This is a genomic window from Mycobacterium sp. E2699, from assembly GCF_001666745.1.
Classification (GTDB): domain Bacteria; phylum Actinomycetota; class Actinomycetes; order Mycobacteriales; family Mycobacteriaceae; genus Mycobacterium.
This window is the reverse complement of the sequence record NZ_LZJH01000078.1, coordinates 1-19,123: the sequence shown is the minus strand read 5'-3', so window position 1 is coordinate 19,123 and position 19,123 is coordinate 1. Positions and strand designations below refer to the sequence as shown.

Annotated in this window: 17 protein-coding genes and 1 pseudogene; 7 read left to right on the top strand and 11 right to left on the bottom strand. The window is 70.1% G+C overall.

The window, feature by feature from the left end:
- Positions 1 to 43 precede the first annotated feature (43 nt).
- Positions 44 to 475 (top strand): hypothetical protein, encoded by a 432-nt coding sequence (locus A5696_RS13530; protein WP_067879315.1) that lies wholly within the window; start codon positions 44 to 46, stop codon positions 473 to 475.
- Here A5696_RS13530 and A5696_RS13525 read toward each other — a convergent pair.
- The 3 genes from A5696_RS13525 to A5696_RS13515 are packed head-to-tail and all read right to left on the bottom strand — an operon-like array spanning position 472 to position 2,751.
- Positions 472 to 1,347 (bottom strand): neutral zinc metallopeptidase, encoded by an 876-nt coding sequence (locus tag A5696_RS13525; RefSeq protein WP_067879312.1) that lies wholly within the window; start codon positions 1,345 to 1,347, stop codon positions 472 to 474. The genes A5696_RS13530 and A5696_RS13525 overlap by 4 nt on opposite strands.
- 9 nt (positions 1,348 to 1,356) lie before the next feature.
- Entirely contained in the window at positions 1,357 to 1,860 is a 504-nt protein-coding gene (locus A5696_RS13520) for an SRPBCC family protein (RefSeq protein WP_067879309.1), read from the bottom strand.
- Between the two features lie 9 nt (positions 1,861 to 1,869).
- Entirely contained in the window at positions 1,870 to 2,751 is an 882-nt protein-coding gene (locus A5696_RS13515; RefSeq protein WP_197516973.1) for an oxidoreductase, read from the bottom strand.
- A gap of 71 nt (positions 2,752 to 2,822) precedes the next feature.
- Between A5696_RS13515 and aspS the strand changes: the two genes are divergently transcribed.
- Genes aspS through A5696_RS13500 form a run of 3 tightly spaced genes read left to right on the top strand, consistent with a single transcriptional unit; the run spans position 2,823 to position 6,077 of the window.
- Complete coding sequence (aspS, locus tag A5696_RS13510; protein WP_156738377.1) at positions 2,823 to 4,613, top strand: aspartate--tRNA ligase; 1,791 nt, start codon at positions 2,823 to 2,825, stop codon at positions 4,611 to 4,613.
- Positions 4,610 to 5,044, top strand: a complete 435-nt coding sequence (locus A5696_RS13505; RefSeq protein WP_067879306.1) for a nitroreductase family deazaflavin-dependent oxidoreductase — start codon at positions 4,610 to 4,612, stop codon at positions 5,042 to 5,044. Before aspS ends, A5696_RS13505 begins: the two co-directional genes overlap by 4 nt.
- A gap of 4 nt (positions 5,045 to 5,048) precedes the next feature.
- Complete coding sequence (locus A5696_RS13500) at positions 5,049 to 6,077, top strand: aromatic acid exporter family protein (RefSeq protein ID WP_067879304.1); 1,029 nt, start codon at positions 5,049 to 5,051, stop codon at positions 6,075 to 6,077.
- On the opposite strand, the gene A5696_RS13495 is transcribed toward A5696_RS13500, so the two are convergent.
- A complete protein-coding gene (locus A5696_RS13495) occupies positions 6,072 to 6,461 on the bottom strand; it encodes an MmcQ/YjbR family DNA-binding protein (RefSeq protein ID WP_067879300.1) in 390 nt (129 codons plus the stop codon). The two genes, A5696_RS13500 and A5696_RS13495, sit on opposite strands and share 6 nt — an antisense overlap.
- Before the next feature lie 71 nt (positions 6,462 to 6,532).
- Here A5696_RS13495 and A5696_RS13490 point away from each other — a divergent pair, with 71 nt between their 5' ends.
- Positions 6,533 to 7,465, top strand: coding sequence for a transglutaminase family protein (locus A5696_RS13490; protein ID WP_067879296.1), 933 nt, complete (start codon positions 6,533 to 6,535; stop codon positions 7,463 to 7,465).
- Positions 7,458 to 8,513, top strand: coding sequence for a putative zinc-binding metallopeptidase (locus A5696_RS13485; RefSeq protein ID WP_067879292.1), 1,056 nt, complete (start codon positions 7,458 to 7,460; stop codon positions 8,511 to 8,513). Before A5696_RS13490 ends, A5696_RS13485 begins: the two co-directional genes overlap by 8 nt.
- Positions 8,514 to 8,543: 30 nt before the next feature.
- Here the strand turns inward: A5696_RS13485 and A5696_RS13480 are convergent, their stop codons facing one another.
- Together A5696_RS13480 and A5696_RS13475 are read right to left on the bottom strand one after the other, a co-directional pair.
- The gene (locus A5696_RS13480) at positions 8,544 to 9,413 is read right to left on the bottom strand and encodes an ABC transporter substrate-binding protein (RefSeq protein WP_067879289.1); all 870 of its coding nucleotides are present in this window, start codon (positions 9,411 to 9,413) and stop codon (positions 8,544 to 8,546) included.
- Positions 9,414 to 9,443: 30 nt separating this feature from the next.
- Positions 9,444 to 10,187 carry an SDR family NAD(P)-dependent oxidoreductase gene (locus tag A5696_RS13475; RefSeq protein WP_067879286.1) on the bottom strand — a complete coding sequence of 248 codons (744 nt, stop codon included), beginning with the start codon at positions 10,185 to 10,187 and terminating at the stop codon, positions 9,444 to 9,446.
- A gap of 151 nt (positions 10,188 to 10,338) precedes the next feature.
- Here A5696_RS13475 and A5696_RS13470 point away from each other — a divergent pair, with 151 nt between their 5' ends.
- Entirely contained in the window at positions 10,339 to 10,719 is a 381-nt protein-coding gene (locus A5696_RS13470) for a nuclear transport factor 2 family protein (protein WP_067879283.1), read from the top strand.
- A 7-nt stretch (positions 10,720 to 10,726) separates the two neighbouring features.
- Here the strand turns inward: A5696_RS13470 and A5696_RS29170 are convergent, their stop codons facing one another.
- From A5696_RS29170 to A5696_RS28005, 5 genes and pseudogenes are all read right to left on the bottom strand, one after another.
- Positions 10,727 to 11,056, bottom strand: a complete 330-nt coding sequence (locus A5696_RS29170; protein ID WP_369803337.1) for a hypothetical protein — start codon at positions 11,054 to 11,056, stop codon at positions 10,727 to 10,729.
- 148 nt (positions 11,057 to 11,204) lie between these two features.
- Positions 11,205 to 12,062, bottom strand: a pseudogene (locus A5696_RS13465) (FAD-dependent monooxygenase); the annotation flags it as partial.
- A gap of 202 nt (positions 12,063 to 12,264) precedes the next feature.
- Positions 12,265 to 14,883 carry a circularly permuted type 2 ATP-grasp protein gene (locus A5696_RS13460; protein WP_067879277.1) on the bottom strand — a complete coding sequence of 873 codons (2,619 nt, stop codon included), beginning with the start codon at positions 14,881 to 14,883 and terminating at the stop codon, positions 12,265 to 12,267.
- The gene (locus A5696_RS13455) at positions 14,883 to 18,230 is read right to left on the bottom strand and encodes a DUF2126 domain-containing protein (RefSeq protein WP_067879274.1); all 3,348 of its coding nucleotides are present in this window, start codon (positions 18,228 to 18,230) and stop codon (positions 14,883 to 14,885) included. Before A5696_RS13455 ends, A5696_RS13460 begins: the two co-directional genes overlap by 1 nt.
- 59 nt (positions 18,231 to 18,289) lie before the next feature.
- On the bottom strand, positions 18,290 to 19,123 hold an 834-nt coding region (locus tag A5696_RS28005; RefSeq protein ID WP_197516971.1), incomplete at its 5' end, for a hypothetical protein.

Sequence of the window (19,123 nt, the reverse complement as noted above, 5' to 3'; positions counted from 1 at the left end):
GCGAACCGGCGGCATCTGTAACGAATCCGGTAGCGTTTTCGATATGACGAACGTGCGAAAAGTGATCAGCGCGGTCGCGTCGGCAACGTTTGCAGCGGCCGCCGCAGTGGCCGTCACGCCCGCGACTGCACATGCGGACGGCCATCAGGTGACCTACACCGTGTCGAGCCCCAACAATCTGACCGCCACGGTCAACTACGTGAGTTCCGATCCGCCCAGCCAGGCCGCCTACAACGCGGACCCGTCGAAGTTCATGACCAGTGTGCAGGCACCGCTGAGCGGGGGAGCGCCGGTCACCTATACGGCCACGTTGGCCAACCCGGCCCAATGGGCGAGCATCACCGCCAGCGGCATGCTGCACTGGCCGGATTCGGGCAACGGCCCCGCTTCGTTTCACTGCGAGATCGCCGTGGACGGCCAAGTCGTCGCGCGCCAGGACGCGACCACCACCGTCACCTGCGCGGCCAGGGGCTAGCCCAAGTTCGTCGCGGAGAAGGTGTCGCACTTGTTCGGGTCGCCGGTCTGGTACCCGATGGTGAACCACTTCTGCCGTTCCGCCGACGAACCGTGTGTCCACGACTCGGGATTGACGCGGCCCGTCGACTCCTTCTGAATCCGGTCGTCGCCCACCGACGCGGCGGCCGACAGCGCGTCGGCGATGTCCTGGTCGCTCAGCGGCTGCAGGTAGGGCACCCCGGTGCTCTCCTGCTTGACGGTCGACGCGTAGTGCGCCCAGATGCCGGCGTAGCAGTCGGCCTGCAATTCGGTGCGGACGCCGTTGCCGCCGGCGCCCTGGGCGCCCTGCTGGGAGCGGCCCAGGATGCCCTGCAGCTGCTGCACGTGGTGGCCGTATTCGTGGGCGACCACGTACTCCTGCGCGAAAGGCCCACCGCTGGAACCGAATCGGTCGACCAGCTCCTTGAAGAAGTCGGTGTCGAAGTACGCGGTCTGGTCCACCGGGCAGTAGAACGGACCCACCGCGGTGGTGGCGGGCCCGCAGCCGGTGTCGACCGAACCGGTGAACAGGCGCACGTGCGGGCGGGTGTAGCTCGGCATCAGCTGATGCCACACCGCATCGACGGAGTTGCCGGTGGCGATCACGCGGCACTGCACGTACTTGTTGGCGTCGGCCCCGGTCTTGCACTGGCTCAGGTCGAAACCGGGCGCCGAATAGCCGCCGGTGTTCATCTGCGAGGTCATCACGCGGCCCGGGTCGACGCCCAGCAACAACGCGCCGATCAGGATGAGCAACCCGATGCCGCCACCGCCGAGGGCCATTCCCATGCCGCCGCCACCGGACGACGACGCGGTGCTGGTGTCGATCTGCATGCCCTCGTTGAAGGTCATCGCACGCTCCTAAGGTTGCCGGGTGGCCGCAAAGCGGGTGTCGGTGTAGCTGCGCAGGTTGCGCAGAAACCGGCGCAGGACCAAGTTCAGCAGCGGCCGGGCGACGACCAACGCCAACCAGGCCGGGCCGGCCGGCTTCTGCGCCATGATCCAGGTCAGCCGGCAACCGCCCAGGGTCGGCTCGACGCGGTAGTCCTCGGCGAAGGCGGCGACGGCCTGCGTGGAGCACTCGTTGAACCGGAATGCCATGCGGGTGAACGGCTCCCACGCGAGGAACTCTTCGTTGCCGACCATGCCGCCGCGCATGTCGACGGTGCGGGTGGTTCCGACCCGGCGCGGCTCGGGGCTGGTCCAGGTGACCTTGGTGATCACCGGCGCCCAGCGCGGCCAGGACTCGGCGTCGGCCAGCACCTCGAACAGCTGCTCGGGCGTGATGGCCAGGTCGACGCTGTTGGAAAACCGAAAGGGTGCCGTGTCGATGAAGCCCAGGTCGACGCGCTCACAGGGGAACATGGCTTGAATCTAGCCCGGGCCGTCGCTGGCCGCCGCCAATAGCGGCACCAGCACGTCGCTGATCGGCGTCGCCAGGCCGTGGGCGCGGGCCTTGCGGATGATCACGCCGTTGCGGATGTCCCACTCCATCGGCCGGCGGTACTCCGCGTCGGCCAGGATCGAGGTGCCCATGTCCTCGGGGGCCTGACGGAACATCCCGGGCAGCTCCTCGACGACGCCGTCGGGCAGCCGCGCGCCCTCGGCCCGCGCGACGGCCAGGCATTCGGCCATATAGCGCCGCGACAGCGCGGCGACGTCGTCGCGGCGGAACATCCCGGACCGCCGCCGCGACAGCGCCATCAACCCGGCCAGCGCATTGGTGAGCAGCTTGCGCCAGGCGGCGGTGATGAAGTCGGGATCGCAGTCCACCTGGCAGCCGGCGCCGCGCAGCAGCCCGGCGACCTCCTCCGCCGAAGGCCCCGACGGCAGCACCAGCCGGGCCTCGGTGCGCAACCGCACCCAGCCGTCCGGTTGCGTTTCGGCGCCGTACCAGACGATGCCGGGGACCACCGGCGATACCGGGCAGTGCGGCTGCACCTGCTCGACCTGCTCGACGCCGTTCTGCAGCACGACGACGATGGTGTGCTCGCCGCACAGGCGGGCCAGCCAGGGGGCCGCGTCGTCGTTCTGGGTGGCCTTGACGGCCAGGATCACCACGTCGACCGGGCCGCGCACCGCGGTGGGGTCGGTCTGCACCGGGCCGGGGACGACGATCGGATCCGCGCCGTCGGGCCGCAATTCGATGTTGTCGCGGGTGGTGCGGCCGCACACCAGCACCGAATGCCCGGCCTGGTGCAGCAGCGCGGCGACCGTCGTGCCTACGGCGCCGGGACCGACGAGGGCGATCTTCAAAAGGTCTGTGACGATAGGACCGAAGTTACCTCCCTCTAGACTGGGCACTCGTTCCAACCGCGGGAAAGGGAGTGTTCGTGCTGCGCAGCCACGCCGCCGGTGCACTGAGAAGCAGCGACGCCGGCCAGCAGGTGACGCTCGCGGGGTGGGTGGCCCGCCGCCGCGACCACGGCGGGGTCATCTTCATCGATCTGCGCGACGCGTCCGGGATCGCCCAGGTGGTGTTCCGCACGTCTGACGTGCTGGCCCAGGCCCATCGGTTGCGCGCCGAGTTCTGCGTCGCGGTCACCGGCGTCGTCGAGATCCGCCCGGAGGGCAACGCAAACCCGGAGATCGCGACCGGCGACATCGAGGTGAACGCGACCGCGCTGACCGTGCTGGGCGAGAGCGCGCCGCTGCCGTTCCAGCTGGACGAGCCCGCCGGCGAGGAGCTCCGGCTGAAGTACCGCTACCTCGACCTGCGCCGCGACGGCCCGGCCGCGGCAATGCGCCTGCGCTCCAAGGTGAATGCCGCCGCGCGCGCGGTGCTGGCGCGGCACGACTTCGTCGAGATCGAGACGCCGACGATCACCCGCTCGACGCCCGAGGGCGCGCGCGACTTCCTGGTGCCGGCCCGCCTGCACCCCGGCTCGTTCTACGCCCTGCCGCAGAGCCCGCAGCTGTTCAAGCAGCTGCTGATGGTGGCCGGGATGGAGCGCTACTACCAGATCGCCCGCTGCTACCGCGACGAGGACTTCCGCGCCGACCGCCAGCCCGAGTTCACCCAGCTCGACATGGAGATGAGCTTCGTCGACGCCGAGGACGTCATCGCGATCTCGGAGGAGATCCTGGCCGCGCTGTGGGAGCTGATCGGCTATGAGATTCCCCGCCCGATCCCGCGGATCAGCTACGCCGACGCCATGCGGCGGTTCGGCTCCGACAAGCCCGACATGCGGTTCGCGCTCGAGCTCGTCGAGTGCGCGGAGTTCTTCAAAGACACCACCTTTCGCGTCTTCCAGGCGCCGTACGTCGGCGCGGTCGTCATGCCCGGCGGGGCCTCGCAGCCGCGGCGCACCCTGGACGGCTGGCAGGAGTGGGCCAAGCAGCGCGGCCACCGCGGGCTGGCCTACGTCCTGGTCGGCGACGAGGCTTCCGGAGGCGAGCTGGGCGGCCCGGTGGCCAAGAACCTGTCCGACGCCGAGCGCGAGGGCCTGGCCGCCCACGTCGGGGCCAAGCCCGGCGACTGCATCTTCTTCTCGGCGGGCCCGCCCAAGTCGTCGCGCGCGCTGCTGGGCGCGGCCCGCGGCGAGATCGCCAAGCGGCTCGACCTGATCGACCCGGACGCGTGGGCGTTCGTGTGGGTGGTCGACCCGCCGCTGTTCGAGCCCGCCGAGGAGGCGACCGCGGCCGGCGACGTGGCGGTCGGCTCGGGGGCGTGGACCGCCGTGCACCACGCGTTCACCTCGCCCAAGCCGGAGTACTCCGACGTGGTGGACAGCGACCCCGGCAGCGTGCTGGCCGACGCGTACGACATCGTCTGCAACGGCAACGAGATCGGCGGCGGCTCGATCCGTATCCATCGCCGCGACATCCAGGAGCGGGTGTTCGCGGTGATGGGTCTGGACAAGGCCGAGGCGGAGGAGAAGTTCGGATTCCTGTTGGAGGCGTTCATGTTCGGCGCGCCGCCGCACGGCGGCATCGCGTTCGGCTGGGACCGGATCAACGCGCTGCTGTCGGGCGTCGACTCCATCCGCGAGGTGATCGCCTTCCCGAAGACCGGCGGCGGCGTCGACCCGCTCACCAACGCCCCGGCGCCCATCACCACCCAGCAGCGCAAGGAGTCCGGAATAGACGCCAAGCCGGAGAAGGTTGAGCGGGCATGACCGAAGAAATGCCTGACACCGGCACCATCAACGCGTTCAACACGAGCATCATCGACGAATTCCGGGCGAACGAGGGCAAGGTCGGCGGCCAGTTCGAGGGCGCCAACCTGCTGCTGCTGACGACGACGGGCGCCAAGTCCGGCCAGCCCCGGATCAACCCCCTGGCCTACTTCCGCATCGACGGCAAGCTCATCATCATCGGCTCGTTCGCCGGCGCCCCCGTCAACCCGGCCTGGGTGCACAACCTGCGGGCCAACCCGGCGGCGCACGTGGAGATCGGTACGGACGCGTTCGACGTCACCGCCCACGAGCTGCCGTCCGCGGAACGCGATGAGCTCTTCGAGAAGGTCGCCGCCGCGGCGCCCGGGTTCGCCGAGTACCAGTCCAAGACCAGCAGGGTGATACCGCTGTTCGAGTTGCGCCCGGCCTGACGCCGTGAACGCCGCGCGCGCGGGCATCAAACGGCTCCGCGCCGTGTGGTTCACGCTCGTGCAGACGTCGGTGGCGGCGGGCCTGTCCTGGTACCTCGCCCACGACGTGCTCGGTCACCCGCAGCCGTTCTTCGCGCCGATCGCCGCGGCCGTCTCGTTGTCGATCAGCAACGTGCTGCGCGCGCAACGCGCCATCCAGATGATGATCGGCGTCACCCTGGGAATCGGGGTCGGCAGCGTCGTGCAGGAGCTGCTCGGGCCGGGGGCCCTCGCGATCGGCATCGCGGCGCTGCTCGCGCTGTCGGCCGCCGTGTTCATCGGCCACGGCTACATCGGGCACGGGATGATGTTCGCCAACCAGACGGCCGTTTCGGCGATCCTGGTGCTGGCCCTGTACCGCAGCAACATCGGTTTGGAACGCCTCTACGACGCGCTGCTCGGGGGCGTGGTGGCGATCGTGTTCGCGATTTTGTTGTTCCCCGCCGACCCCCGCCGGCTGCTGCACGCCGCCCGCGTCGGCGTGCTGGGGGTGCTGCAGGGTGTGCTGTCGCGGGCCGCGGACTTCGCCGCCGGGCGGCGGGAGGCCCCGGCGGACTGGCCGCTGTCGGCCGTCGACCGGGTGCACGCCCAGCTCGGCGGGCTCGTCGAGGCGCGCACCACCGCCCGTCAGGTCGTGCGGGTCGCGCCGCGGCGCTTCGGCCTCCGCGATTCGGTCCGCGCGGCCGATCACCAGGCCGTGCACGTGGCGCTGCTCGCGGGCTCGGTGCTGGAGCTGGCCCGAGCCGTCGCTCCCGGTGTGGACGGCCGCTGCGACCGGCTTCCGCAGCCCGTGCACAAGGCGCTGGTGGTGCTGGCGGCCGCCACGGCCCTCGCCGAGTCCGACCCAGCCGGGGCGTGCGCCTACGTCGCGTCCGCGCGCCACCTCGCCTCGCAGCTGCACGAGGGCGCCCGGGAGAGAACGCAGGTGGTGCTCGCCGACGTCGTCCAGGCCTGCGTCGACGACCTGCAAACGGTCATCGACCTGCGGTCATAGTGAATCGGCCAGGTACTCCTGGACGAGTTTCTTCGGCGCCTGCGTCAGCCACGCCTCGGTGATCACCTCCACCAGGTCGCGCACCGCGATCTCATCCAGCCTGATCAGCACCGCCGGATAGCCGTCGAAATGCGGCGTGGTGAAGTAAACCCCCGGCTCGTCGGCGATCAGCGCGAACTTGACGCCCTCGTCGGACACCCGCACGCCGAGGATGTCCCCGTCGGGCGGCTCGACGCCGCTGTGCGCCAGCGCCTCGCGGTCCGACGGGCGCAGCGGCCGCTCCCACGCCAGCAACTTCTTGCCGACCCGCCACTCATGAGGTGACGGCTCGGAGGTAAGTGCCAGCTCACCAACGATGCGGGCGACGTCGCTCCACGTGGCCACGCCTTCGATTGTGCTCCCGATATGGCTCGCTTGGCTCGCGATCGGCAAACGAGGTGTGATGGGATCAGCCTGTGTCAGAAGCCTTGCCGGGAGATCAGGCCCGTCGGCACCGGGTCACCCACCGCACCGAGTACCGCTATTCCGACGTCGTGACCAGCTCCTATGGCCGCGGCTTCCTCACCCCGCGGGACTCGCAACGCCAGCGCTGCGTCGCGCATGCGCTGACCATCGACCCGGCTCCCACCGACAGCTCCACCAGCGTCGACAGCTACGGCAACGTCAGCTCGTACTTTCATGTCACCGAGCCGCACCGGGCCCTGACCATCACCAGCGACTCCATCGTCGACGTGTATCCGCCGCCGCCGGAGCGGTACAGCAGCGGGCCGGCGGTGCAGCCGTGGGAGGCCGCCCGGCCGGCCGGGCGCAGGGGAGCGCTGGCGACGGAGTTCGCCCTCGACCTGAACCCGCCGGAGATCACGGACGAGGTGCGCGCGTACGCGGCGCCCAGTTTCGCGTCCGGGCGCCCCCTGGTGGACGTGCTGCGCGACCTGGCGTCGCGGATTTTCGCCGACTTCACCTACCGCTCGGGGTCGACGACGATTTCCACCGGGGTCAACGAGGTTCTGGCGGCCCGGGAGGGGGTATGTCAGGACTTTGCGAGGCTGGCGATCGCCTGCCTGCGCGCCAACGGTCTGGCGGCCAGCTATGTGTCCGGTTATCTGGCCACCGACCCGCCCCCGGGAAAGGATCGGATGATCGGTATCGACGCCACCCACGCCTGGGCGGCGGTGTGGACCCCCCAGGAGCCCGGCCGGTTCGAGTGGCTGGGCCTCGACCCCACCAACGACCAGCTGGTCGACGAGCGCTACATCATCGTCGGGCGCGGGCGCGACTACGCCGACGTCCCGCCGCTGCGCGGCATCATCTACACCAACTCCGAGCACAGCGTGATCGACGTCGCCGTCGACGTGGTGCCCTTCGAGGGGGACGTGCTGCATGCGTGACTTCCACTGCCCCAACTGCGGACAGCGCCTGACGTTCGAGAACTCGGCGTGCCTGTCATGCGGTGGCGCGCTCGGGTTCTCGCTGGAGCAGATGGCGCTGCTGGTCATCGCCACCGGCGACGAGGGCGACCGCGCCGGGTTCGTCAGCGCCGACGAATACGAGCTGTGCGCCAATCGTCATCTGGCCGAATGCAATTGGCTGGTGCCCACCAACCTGCCCGGCGGCCTGTGCACGTCGTGCGCGCTCACACTGGAACGGCCCAACGACACCGACACCGAGGGCCTGGCCGCGTTCGCCCGCGCCGAGGCGGCCAAGCGGCGGCTGATCGCCGAGCTGCACGAGATGAGGCTGCCGATCATCGGGCGCGACCGCGACCCGGATTACGGGCTGGGCTTCCGGCTGCTGTCCAGCGCCCACGAGAAGGTGTTCACCGGCCACGAAAACGGCGTCATCACATTGGATTTGGCCGAAGGCAACGACGTGCACCGCGAGCAGCTGCGGGTCGAGATGGAGGAGCCGTACCGGACGCTGCTCGGCCACTTCCGCCACGAGGTCGGGCATTACTACTTCTACCGGCTGATCACCCCGTCGGCCGAGTACGTAGCGCGGTTCAACGAGCTGTTCGGCGATCCCGACGCGGACTATCAGGAGGCGCTCGACCGGCACTACAACGAGGGCGCGCCCGACGGTTGGCAGGAGAGCTTCGTGTCGTCGTATGCCACGATGCACGCCGCCGAGGACTGGGCCGAGACGTTCGCGCACTACCTGCACATCCGCGACACCCTGGACACCTCGGCGTGGTGTGCGTTCGCGCCGGCGTCGGCCACCTTCGACCGTACCCCGTTGGGGCCCAGCGCCTTTCCCACCATCATAGAGATGTGGCTGCCGGTGTCGTGGTCGCTGAACATGGTGAACCGCTCGATGGGCCACGACGACCTGTACCCGTTCGTGCTGCCGGTCGCCGTGCTGGACAAGATGCAGTTCATCCACGACGTGATCGACGAGGTGACCTCGGAGCTGGGCGGACCGCAGGCGGTCGCGGGGTAGGGTCTGGCGCCGAGCGCTCTGCTGGCCGAGCTAGCCGCCATTGGACGCGGGCCCATACATCTCGTCGGCGGCGACCGAGGCGACACCGAACTCTGCGGCCACCGCATCGATGGCTTGTTGGGCGATGTCGAGGTCCACCCGACGGTCGGGCAGAAAGTACGGCCCGATGTAGCGGTCGTAGTACTGCTGCGCTTCGGCACGCGTGAGCCGGTCGAGGAACGAGGCGATGTAATCGACAGCGCGACCCGGATTTTCGGCCAGGGTGCGTAGCGCGCGCTGGTTGGCCCGCACCAGTGCCTGCACGGCGGGGCTGTCCAACGGGATGTGGGCCGGGTCCACGGCCACACCCACGGTGGGAATCGGGAAGTGGTCGCCGACCCAGGCCAGCAGGTGGAATCCCTCTTCGTCGGCGACCTGTTCGGGCGACAGCGTGCTGCCCACGTATGCGGCGTCGATCGAGCCGTCCCGAAGGCGCCGCAGGTCCATCTGATAGTCACCCGGATGGCGCACAACGCAATTCACGTCGCCGTCGGGATCGAGGCCGTGCTTACGCAGGACGATGCGGGCGAAAGCCCCGGGGGGACTCTTAGGAGCGTGGACGGCCAGGCGCCGCCCGCCCAGGTCGGACATGGACGCCACCTGCGGGCCGCCGAGGAACCAGAACAGCGGACGATCGGTGTTGACGCTGATCGCGGTCCAGCCGATCCCGTCAGTCAGCCGCGATTGGAGGCTCCGGCCCAGGCCGATCACGGCGCCCCGGCGCAGTCGCTCTGCCGTCCAGCCGATCCCGTCGCGGATGGCGACGTGCACACCCTCCTGCTCGTAAAATCCCTCCTGGTCGGCAACGTAGGCGACCAACTCCTCATGGACACCACGCCCGACATAGGCCAGATCGATCATATGCACAGCGCACAGCCCCCTTCGGTCCCGTCAATCCATCGCAAGGCCGCCGTTGATCTCCAGGCAGTGACCGGTGATGAAACCGGAGTCTTCACCCGCCAGGAAAGCCACAGCCTCGGCGACCTCTTCAGGACTGACGAGTCGTCCCATCGGATTGGTTGCGCCGAGTTGGCCCACCTCCTCGGCCGTCAAGAGCGCATGCGCGGTCGGATCGCCGACCGTGGCCGGCGACACCAGGTTGGCGGTGACCCCCTTCGGTGCCAGCTCCAGTGCGACGTAGCGGACGAACTGGTCCATTGCCGCCTTGGCGGTGCCCACCGTGACCATGCCTTGACGTGGTCGTCGGGACAGCACTGTGGTGAGGTAGACAAGCCGACCGTAGCCGCGGGAAACCATGCCCGGCACAGCGGCTTTGGTTACCAGGAATGCGGCGTGGAGCTCTCGGTCGAGTTTGGTGCCGAGCTGTTCCCAGCTCAGATCGGCGAACGACGTTACCACGTAAGGGATTAACGCGTTGTGGACGAGCACGTCGACCCGGCCCCACCGCCTTTCGGCTTGCTCGAACATCGCGGCGACGTCGCCGGGCGCGGTGACGTCGGCCTGGATAGCCACGGCCTCACCGCCCGCGGCGGTCGCCGACCGGACGACCTCTTCTGCTTCCTCCGCGCTTGACCGGTAGTTGATCACCACCCGAAAGCCCTTTTCCGCCAGAGCTATTGCGGTCGCTGCGCCGATACCCCGGCTGGCTCCCGTAACTATCGCGACACGATCCACCGGTAGTACCTCTGTCCGTGTTCACCGTCCGGACACGTTGCGGACATGTGACGGCTCCGCGTGCCGGCGAGACGGCGTAAGCTGGCGAAGCCGAACGTTACTCTGGCGGCGCACTTGGGTAAAGCCCCTCGTTCAGGAGAGGATCACGGCCATGGGTGATGACGAGTTGCGGGTCGCCTTACAGCGGCACTGGGCTGCCTCCGATGCCAACGACTTTGCAACGGAGCATGGAATCTATCGCGCTGACGCGGTCCTCGAGTATCCGCAATCGGGCGAGCGCATCCGTGGCCGAAGCAGTATCGAGGCGTCGCGTGCCGCCCAGCCGAACGCGAAGCGCTTCACGTTGCGCCGCATGCTCGGTGGCGGCGACCTCTGGATCAGCGAACTCGTCCTGACATACGACGGGGAACCGAATTACGTGGTCAGCATCATGGAATTCGAGGATGGCGAGGTGGTCCGAGAGACGCAGTACTTCGGCGCGCCGTTCGAGCCCGGGCCGTCCCGTGCCCAATGGGTCGAACGGATTGGCTGAGAGTCGGCTAGATACCGAACCAATGCGCGAGCGCGTCGCGCAGTGTCCGAATTTCGTCGACGTCGGGGTTGCTCTGCGACGACGCCCATGCCACATAACCGTCGGGGCGCACGAGCACGGCCGTCGCGGCTATCTCACCGACGGGCCGTCCGGCGGCGAGTGTGAGATGCTCACCAACATCGCTGAATGCGTTTGCGACCGTGGCCCTCTCGGTGAGGTCCACGAGCAACGGGCGTCCGTCGCGGGCGAGCTCCGCAATGCGCCGGTCCCCGGCGGCACTCGCGACGGCGAAGTCGGGCACCCACCGTCCCACGAGTGGATGCCTGTTCGTGCCCATGGGGTAGCGATTGTCGGCGCCCGAGAGCAGGTCGGCGATCCGCCTGACCGTCGGTGTCTTTGAGCAGTTCGGCGAAAAGCCCGCGCAGCGCGGTGACTTCGGCCCCCGGGCGAAAGAGAGCCAACTGGGCCCGGCTCTGCATGATGAGCCGCTCCCCGGCCGCCCGGCGCTCGCTCTCGTAAGTGGCGAGTAGCTCAACGTCCGCGCGCTCGTTCAGCACCGCTGCGAGCTTCCAGCCGAGGTTCACCGCGTCCTGCAGACCAAGGTTCAGCCCCGGTCCGCCGATCGGTGAGTGAACGTGTGCGGCGTCGCCGACGAGAAACACGCGGCCGACCCGGTAGCGAGACGCGAGCCTCGAGTTGATGCCGGCGAACCGGCGCAGGTCCGGTGGCGTGTCGGGCGAAATGAAACGCAATGGCACCTCTGCGCCGAACACACGTGCGGCGCTGGCCTCCAGATCGGGCAGGTCCATCGGTGGGCCGGCGGCGGGGTCGTCGCCCCGCTGTTCACGGGGTGAGCTGTCCAGTTCGAACGTCAGCACCGCGACGCGGCTCCCCATCGCGCCGAACGCCAAAACGCCTCGGTCAGTTCGAAAGAACCGCTGGGGTGGAAGATGGCCGGAGCCGGGCACGTAAGGCTCCCCGCCGATCCGTTCAATCAATTCGTCCGGCGGTACGACGTCGAACCCGATCCGGATGACCAAGTCGTACGAGGACATCCCGGGAAAGTCGATGCCGGCGAGATGGCGTATTTTGCTGGTGCCGCCGTCGGCGCCGACAAGGTACTCGGCCGTCATGTCGTAGGCACCGTCCGGCCCGTCGACATGAATTGTGACGCTTTCGTCCTGCTGATCGAAACCGGTCACGGAGTGACCCCAGCGAATTTCCGCGTCGTATCCCTCGGCCCGCTCGCAAAGCGTTTCAACGAGCCCCTGCTGCTGAACCGGCACGATGAAGAGCTGGGAGTCCGGTAGCGCCGCGAGGTCCAACGGAAAGCCCGCAAACATGTAATCCGAAACGGGTTTCGGCGGATCCGAAGCCCCGGCGAGCGCTCCGTAGAGACCTCGATGATCGAGGATCTACACCCGGTGCGGAAACGCCGGGATCTCGAGTCCCCCAAAGGCTGCAACGTCCCGGACGAGCGGTGAAGCCGGCGGTCGCCGGCACGCGCGAGCGTTACGCCCGCGACGCTTATCGGTAAAGGCTGATCTAGGCCGGCATGACCCGGCGCTCGTCGGGACCCCACAGCGGCTGGATGCCGCCGGGCAGCCGCAACTGCGTCTCGGCGATGACCTCGGCCAGATCGCGCAGCTCGGAGTGGATGGCGTCGAGCAGTTCGGCCAGCTCCGCGCGGCGCCCGTCGCTGACCGCCTCCAGCTCCTCGGGGTGCGACCGGCGCAACTGGGTGCCGATCTCCTCCACCACCCGCTCGGGGCGCGACGACCCCGACGCGGTGGGCAGGTCCTTGAGGTCGGTCCGCAGCCGCTCCACCTGATACAGCAGCGACCGCGGGTTGCCGGCGTCGTACAGCATCAGCTCGGCCACGGCTGCCACGCTGACGTTGCCCACGGTGCGGCGCCGGTAGCTCACCGACGACTCGCACGCCACCAGCGTCGCCTCGATGATCGTCTGCTCGGCGGGCGCGCTGCGGACGTCGGTCAGCGTGGCGCGCAACAGCGCGGTCAGCCACAGGCCGCGTTCGATGCGCTTGCCGATGTCCATCATCGTCCAGCCCACGTCGCGCACCATCGACTCGCCGGCCACCCCCGACAGCGTCAGCATCCCGGCCAGCGTCTGCGCCTGGGCCGACGCCAGCAGGGCGTCCGCCTCGGCCAGCGAGTCCGGCGGCTCGGAGCGCAGCGCGAGCGCGCGTTCCACCCCGGCCAGCACGGTCCAAGTGTCGTTGGACAGCTGGTCGCGCACCGCCCGGGCGGCCAGCGCCAGGCCCTCGACCGACTGCACCAGGGACCCGGACCGGTCGGGGTCCACGGTCAGCGACCACAGCGTCGACGGGGCGACGGCGATCATCTCCGCGCCATCGCCGCCGAATCCGGTGTCATTGCCGGTAATCCGGCCCAGGGCGGCCATCAGCACCGGCACGCACTCGCTTTCCTCGGTGTCCTGGTGGTGGCGGTAGACGTGGAAGCGGTCGCGGGCGACGATCAGCAACCGGGCCATCTGCTCGGCGCGTTCGCCGTAGCGCCCCATCCAGAACAGATCGGACAGCACGCGGGGCGAGCTGACGCCCCAGGTGCCCGCGGCCGTCTTCGCCGGCTGCGGCGCCGACGGGAGCGTGACGGTCTCCGCGCGGGCGCGCTCGGTGGGGCGCACCCAGACATCCTTGGCCGCAACGGTTTTCAGCGTGTAGGCGGCGGGCCCCGGGGCCAGCACGTAGCCGGCGCCGCCGATCATCGGCGCGTAGCCGCCGCGCTGGGCCACGGTGAACAGCCGCATGCCGACACCCGCCGACGACAACACCCCGGCATGGTCGGTGGGCGCCGACGAGAACTGCGGCAGCTCCTGGCCGACCCACTGCCACGGCATGTCCTCGACGCGCGCGGCCAGCTCGGTCAGTTGCGCCGACGAAAGTGTCGGCCCGACATAGGTTTTGCCGCCGACGGTGGACTTGATCAACAGCGACGACAGGTTGGCCAGCAGGTGCGAGCACTCGCCCGCGATGCCGCCCCAGTAGACCGGCGCCGTCCGCAGCAGCGGCTCCTCGCCGAGTAGCCGCCCGGCGAGCCCGGGCAGGAACCGCAGCAGCCCGGGGCTTTCGAGGATGCCGCTGCCCAGCGTGTTGACGACGGTCACCGTCCCGCGGTGTTGCGCCTCGACCAGGCCGACCACCCCCAGCCGGGAATCGGCGCGCAGGTCCAGCGGGTCGGTGTACTCGGCGTCGACCCGGCGCAGCACCACGTCGACGCGCTTGAGCGTGCCCAGCGAGCGCATCCACAACTTGCCGTCGCGCACCACCAGGTCCGCGCTCTCCACCAGCGGGAAGCCCAACAGGGTGGCCAGGTACGCCTGGTCGAAGGCGGTCTCGGAATAGATGCCGGGGCTGAGCACCACGACGACCGGGTCCTGGGCGACGTCGGGCGCGGCGTCGATGAGGGCCAGCCGCAACGCCTGCGCGAACGGCGTGGTCGGTCGCGGCGCGATCCGTTCGTAGACATCGGGGATCGAGTGCGCCACCACGCGCCTGTCGGCCAGCGCGTAGCCGGCGCCCGAGGGCGCCTGGGTCCAGTCGGCGTTGACCTGGAAGCTGCCGTCCGGCAGCCGGCTGACATCGCAGGCGTGCATGAACAGCTGGTGGTGCCCGGGCACCTCGATCCCGTTGGCGGGGCGGATATAACCCGGGTGGCCGAAGACCAGCTGCGGCGGCAGGACCGCCTCGGTGAGCAGGGTGCGGGGCCCGTACAGGTCCGCCAGCACCGCGTCGAGCAGACGCGAGCGCTGCACCAGCCCGGCCTCCAGGACGTCCCAGTCGGCGGCGGAAAGCACGATCGGCAGCGCATCGAGCCGCCACGGCCGGGGCTCGTGGCCCGCGTCGACCTCGGTGTAGGTGATGCCGTCGTTGTCGATCAGGCTGTCCACCACCGAGCGCAGCCGGTTGAGCCCGGCGCGGCCGCGGTCGGCGACGGCGTCGGCCAGCTCCGACCACGCCGGCCGGACGTTGCCCTCGCGGTCGACGAACTCGTCGTAACCGGCCCCCGGGCCCTGCCGCAGGTCGAAGAGCGCCTCCTGCGCCCGCGCGGTCCGGTACCCCGCCAGCAGCCGGTCGGCGTCGTAGCGGCCGCCGCCGTCCAGTGCCGTGTCGGGAAGCGCCATCACTGCTGCACGGTACGGACGCGCCGCAGGTCGAGGATGCCCGGCGCGCCGATGTCGGTGGAGATCCGGGCCTGGCGCTCCCGGATGGCGGCCAGGTCGAGCTTGCCCGCCGTGAAGCCGGTCGCCTCGAAGCGGCGGGCGCGGCGCGACTCGGCCTCGACGGCGTTGACCGGCGGCTCGTCGTAGGCGCGGCCGCCGGGGTGGGCGACGTGGTAGGTGCAGCCGCCGCGCGACGTCCCGGTGGTGAGGTCGACCAGCTCGAACTGCAGCGGGACGTCGGTGCTGATGGTCGGGTGCAGCGCGCTGGGCGGCTGCCAGGCCTTGAACCGCACGCCGCCGACGTGGATGTCGGGGTTGTCGGTGGCCAGCAACGGCACGGGATAGCCGTTGGCCGTCACGACGTAGCGGTGCCGGTCGGCGCCGATGATGCGGACCTGGATGCGTTCGACCGACGAGTCGACGTAGCGGGCGGTGCCCGTGGCGGTGGCCTCCTCCCCGAGGGTGTTCCACGGTTCGATCGCCCCGCGCAGCTCGATCTCCACGCCGTCGAAGACCGCGGTGCCGATGCGCGGGAAGCGGAATTCGGTGAACGGGTCCAGCCAACTGGTCTCGAACGGTATGCCGTGCGCGCGCAGGTCCGCGGCGACGTCGGCGATGTCGTGAATCAGGAAGTGCGGCAACAGGTATCGCCCGTGCAGGTTGGCGCCGTGCCGGATCAGCGGGGCGCGCAGCGGCTCGTCCCAGAACCACGCCACCAGCGAGCGCACCAGCAGCGACTGCACCATCGCCATGCGCAGGTGCGGCGGCATCTCGAAGCCGCGCAGCTCCAGCAGCCCGAGCCTGCCGCGGGGGCCGTCGGGGCTGTACAGCTTGTCGATGCAGAACTCGGCGCGGTGGGTGTTGCCGGTGATGTCGGTCAGCAGGTGGCGCAGCGCGCGGTCGGTCACCCACGGCTTCGCTGTGTTTTTTGACCCGCCGCCCCCTAGCCGCGCGATCTCGGCGAACGCGATCTCGAGTTCGTACAGCGCCTCGGCGCGGCCCTCGTCGACGCGCGGCGCCTGCGACGTGGTGCCGACGAACCGCCCGGCGAACAGGTAGGACAGCGACGGGTGTCGCTGCCAGTAGGTCAGCAGCGAGACCAGCAGGTCGGGGCGGCGCAGCAGCGGCGAGTCCGCCGGCGTCACGCCGCCCAGCGTGATGTGGTTGCCGCCGCCGGTGCCGCCGTGGGTGCCGTCGACGTCGAACGACTCGGTGGCCAGCCGGGCCAGCCGCGCCTGTTCGTACAGGTCCTCGAGCAGCTGCGTCTGTTCGGCGAAGCTGGCGGTGGGCGGCACGTTGACCTCGATCACCCCGGGGTCCGGGGTGATCGTCACCGACCTCAGCCGCGGGTCCGGCGGCGGGCCGTAGCCCTCGATCACCACCGGGCAGTCCACCTTGGCCGCCGCGGCCTCGACGCGGGCGACCAGGTCCACGAAGTGGTCCAGGGCCTCGGTGGGCGGCAGGAAGATGTACAGCAGGCCGCCGTGAGCCGAATGGCGGACCTCGGCGACCATGGCGGTCGGCGGCGCTCCGCCGGGTTCGACGACCTCCGCGCAGTCGGGCTCGGGCGGCGGCGCGTCGCCGGCGGACAGGGGATCGGCGTCGAACCTCGCGCGCGGGGGCCGCCAGCTGATCGAATCCAGCGGCAGCCGCAGGCCCGCCGGGGAATCGCCTTGCAGCAGCACGATCCGCCCGCGGCGCAGCCGCCAGTCCGCGCTGGCCCAGCCCGCGTCGTCGTCGCGGCGGTGCAGCGGCAGCACGAAAGCCGCCGGGGCCGTGGTGGCCTCGTCGAGGCGCGCCAGCAGCGCGGCGCGCCCCGCGGCGGTGTCGGCTTCGGGGGCGAGGTCGTCGTCCGGGTCCACCGGGTCGCCGTGCGGCGTGCGCACCTTGGCCGCCAGCCGGGCCAGCGGGTCCTCGTAGGCGGGCCGCACCTGCGAGGGCGGCAGCCCGAAGCCGTCGGCCACCCCGGCGAGCACGTCGTGCGCCGCGTCGGCGGGCACCAGGCCCGGCGACCCGTCCCAGGGATCGGCCAGCAGCGCGCCGTCGGTCCACAGCGGTCGCCCGTCGGTGCGCCAGTACAGCGCGATCTGCCAGCGCGGCAACGGCTCTCCCGGATACCACCTGCCCTGCCCGCGCTGGATCAGCCCCTGCGGGGCCCACACCTGTCTCAGCCGGGCGGCCAGGTCGGACGCCCGCTGCCGCTTGTGCGGGCCGTCGGCGGCGGTCGTCCACTCCTCGACCGACCCTTCCGGGGGGATGCCGACCGCCACGAACGTCGGCTCGCCGCCGACCGTCAGCCGCACGTCGGCGGCGGCCAGCCGGTCGTCGACCTGCCGCCCGACGTCGCAGATGGTCCGCCAGGCCTCGTCGGGGTAGGGCAGCGTGACGCGCGGGTCCTCGTGGACGCGGGTCACGGTGTTGGAGAACTCCAGGGTCGCTTCGCACGGCTCGGTGCCGCCGGTGATCGGCGCCGCGGTCGCCGGGTGCGGCGTGGCGGCCAGCGGGATGTGGCCCTCGCCGGCGAACAGCCCCGACGTCGGGTCCAGCCCGATCCATCCGGCGCCGGGGATGTACACCTCGGTCCACGCGTGCAGGTCGGTGAAGTCCGCGGCCGGCCCCGACGGCCCGTCGAGCGCCTCGACGTCGGAGGCCAGCTGCACCAGGTAGCCGGACACGAACCGGGCGGCCAGCCCCAGTTGCCGCAGGATCGACACCAACAGCCATGCCGAGTCCCGGCACGAGCCGACCCCGTTGCGCAGCGTGAAATCCGGTGACTGCACGCCGGGTTCCATCCGCAGGCTGTAGGCGACGTCGGCGTTGACGGCGCGGTTGAGCGCGACCAGGAAGTCGATGGTGCGGGTGCCGTCGAGCACCGTGAAGTTCTGCAGCCACGACCGCACCAGTTCGCCCGGGCCCGAGCCGTCACCCGCCTCGTCGACGGGTCGCAGGTAGGGCTTGAGGTCGTCGGCCAGCTCCTTGGGGTAGGTCCACCCGCCGGTGGGCCAGGTCTCGGCCCAGTCCTCGATGAAGAAGTCGAACGGGTTGATCACCTTGAGGTCGGCGATGAGCCCGACGGTGATGGTCAGCCGGTTCATCGGATTCGGAAACACCAGCCGGGCAAGGAAGTTGCCCACCGCGTCCTGTTGCCAGTTGATGAAGTGGTCGCTCGGCTCGACCCGCAGCGAGTACGCCTCGATGGCCGTGCGGGAGTGGGGCGCCGGGCGCAGCCGCACCACGTGCGGATACACCCGGACCAGGCGGTCAAAGGTGTAGCTGGTGCGGTGCTCCAGCGCAACTTTGATGCTCATCCGCTGATCTCATCACAAGCGCCACAGGGTCGCAGCGCGGCGAGATTCGGCGGCGGGGCCTAACCGTATTGGGGGCCCGGCGGCGGGCCGGGTGGCGGTCCGGCCTGGTAGCCGCCCGGCTGCAGCGGGACCACCTGGCCGCCGGAGAGCTTGCGGTAGGTGTAGGTCAGGACCAGCACGGCGAGGGGCCCGCCGACGAGCAGCCCCACGCCGCACAGCAACGCGCCGATGACGACGGCGGCCAGCTGCACCAGCCACGCCAGCAGGGCGTTGGCGAAGTTCGACGAGACGGTCGTGAAGCTGGACTTCAGCCCCTCGATGGCGTTCTGCGACCGATCGATGACGAACAGGATGGTGAACTGCGCGAAGATGCCGACGATGAGGCCGGGAAGGACGAAGCACGCCGAGGCGATCGAGGTCAGGATTCCGACGATGATCGCGGCGAGGATCACCGGGCCGAGGTTGCGCGGCTTGAAGAACGAGCCGACGCCGACCGGCCGGCCGTCGGCGATGTCGAGGGCTCCGGACTGGAACGAGGCCTGGGCGTAGATGCCCACCGCGTAGACGAGGATGTAGCCGACGATCATGAGGGCCAACCCGCTGGCGCTGATGTTCGCCGTGGTGGTGGCGTAGCCGTCGGAGTTGGTTGTGGTGGTGGTCGAGCCCATGCTGCCGCCGACGGGGATCAGGGCGTAGGCGGCGCCGAACAGCACCGCGTAGATGAAGGTGGCCACGATCAACGGCACCGAGTTCTGCGAGAACTTGCCCCACGCCCAGCTGAACGCCTCACCCACGCTGTACTGCGGGCCCGGCGGTGCGGATGGGGCGCCGTAGCCGGGCCCGCAGTACAGCGTGGGTGAGGCGTTCAGCTGGGCGTGGGGCAAGTTCTCGCA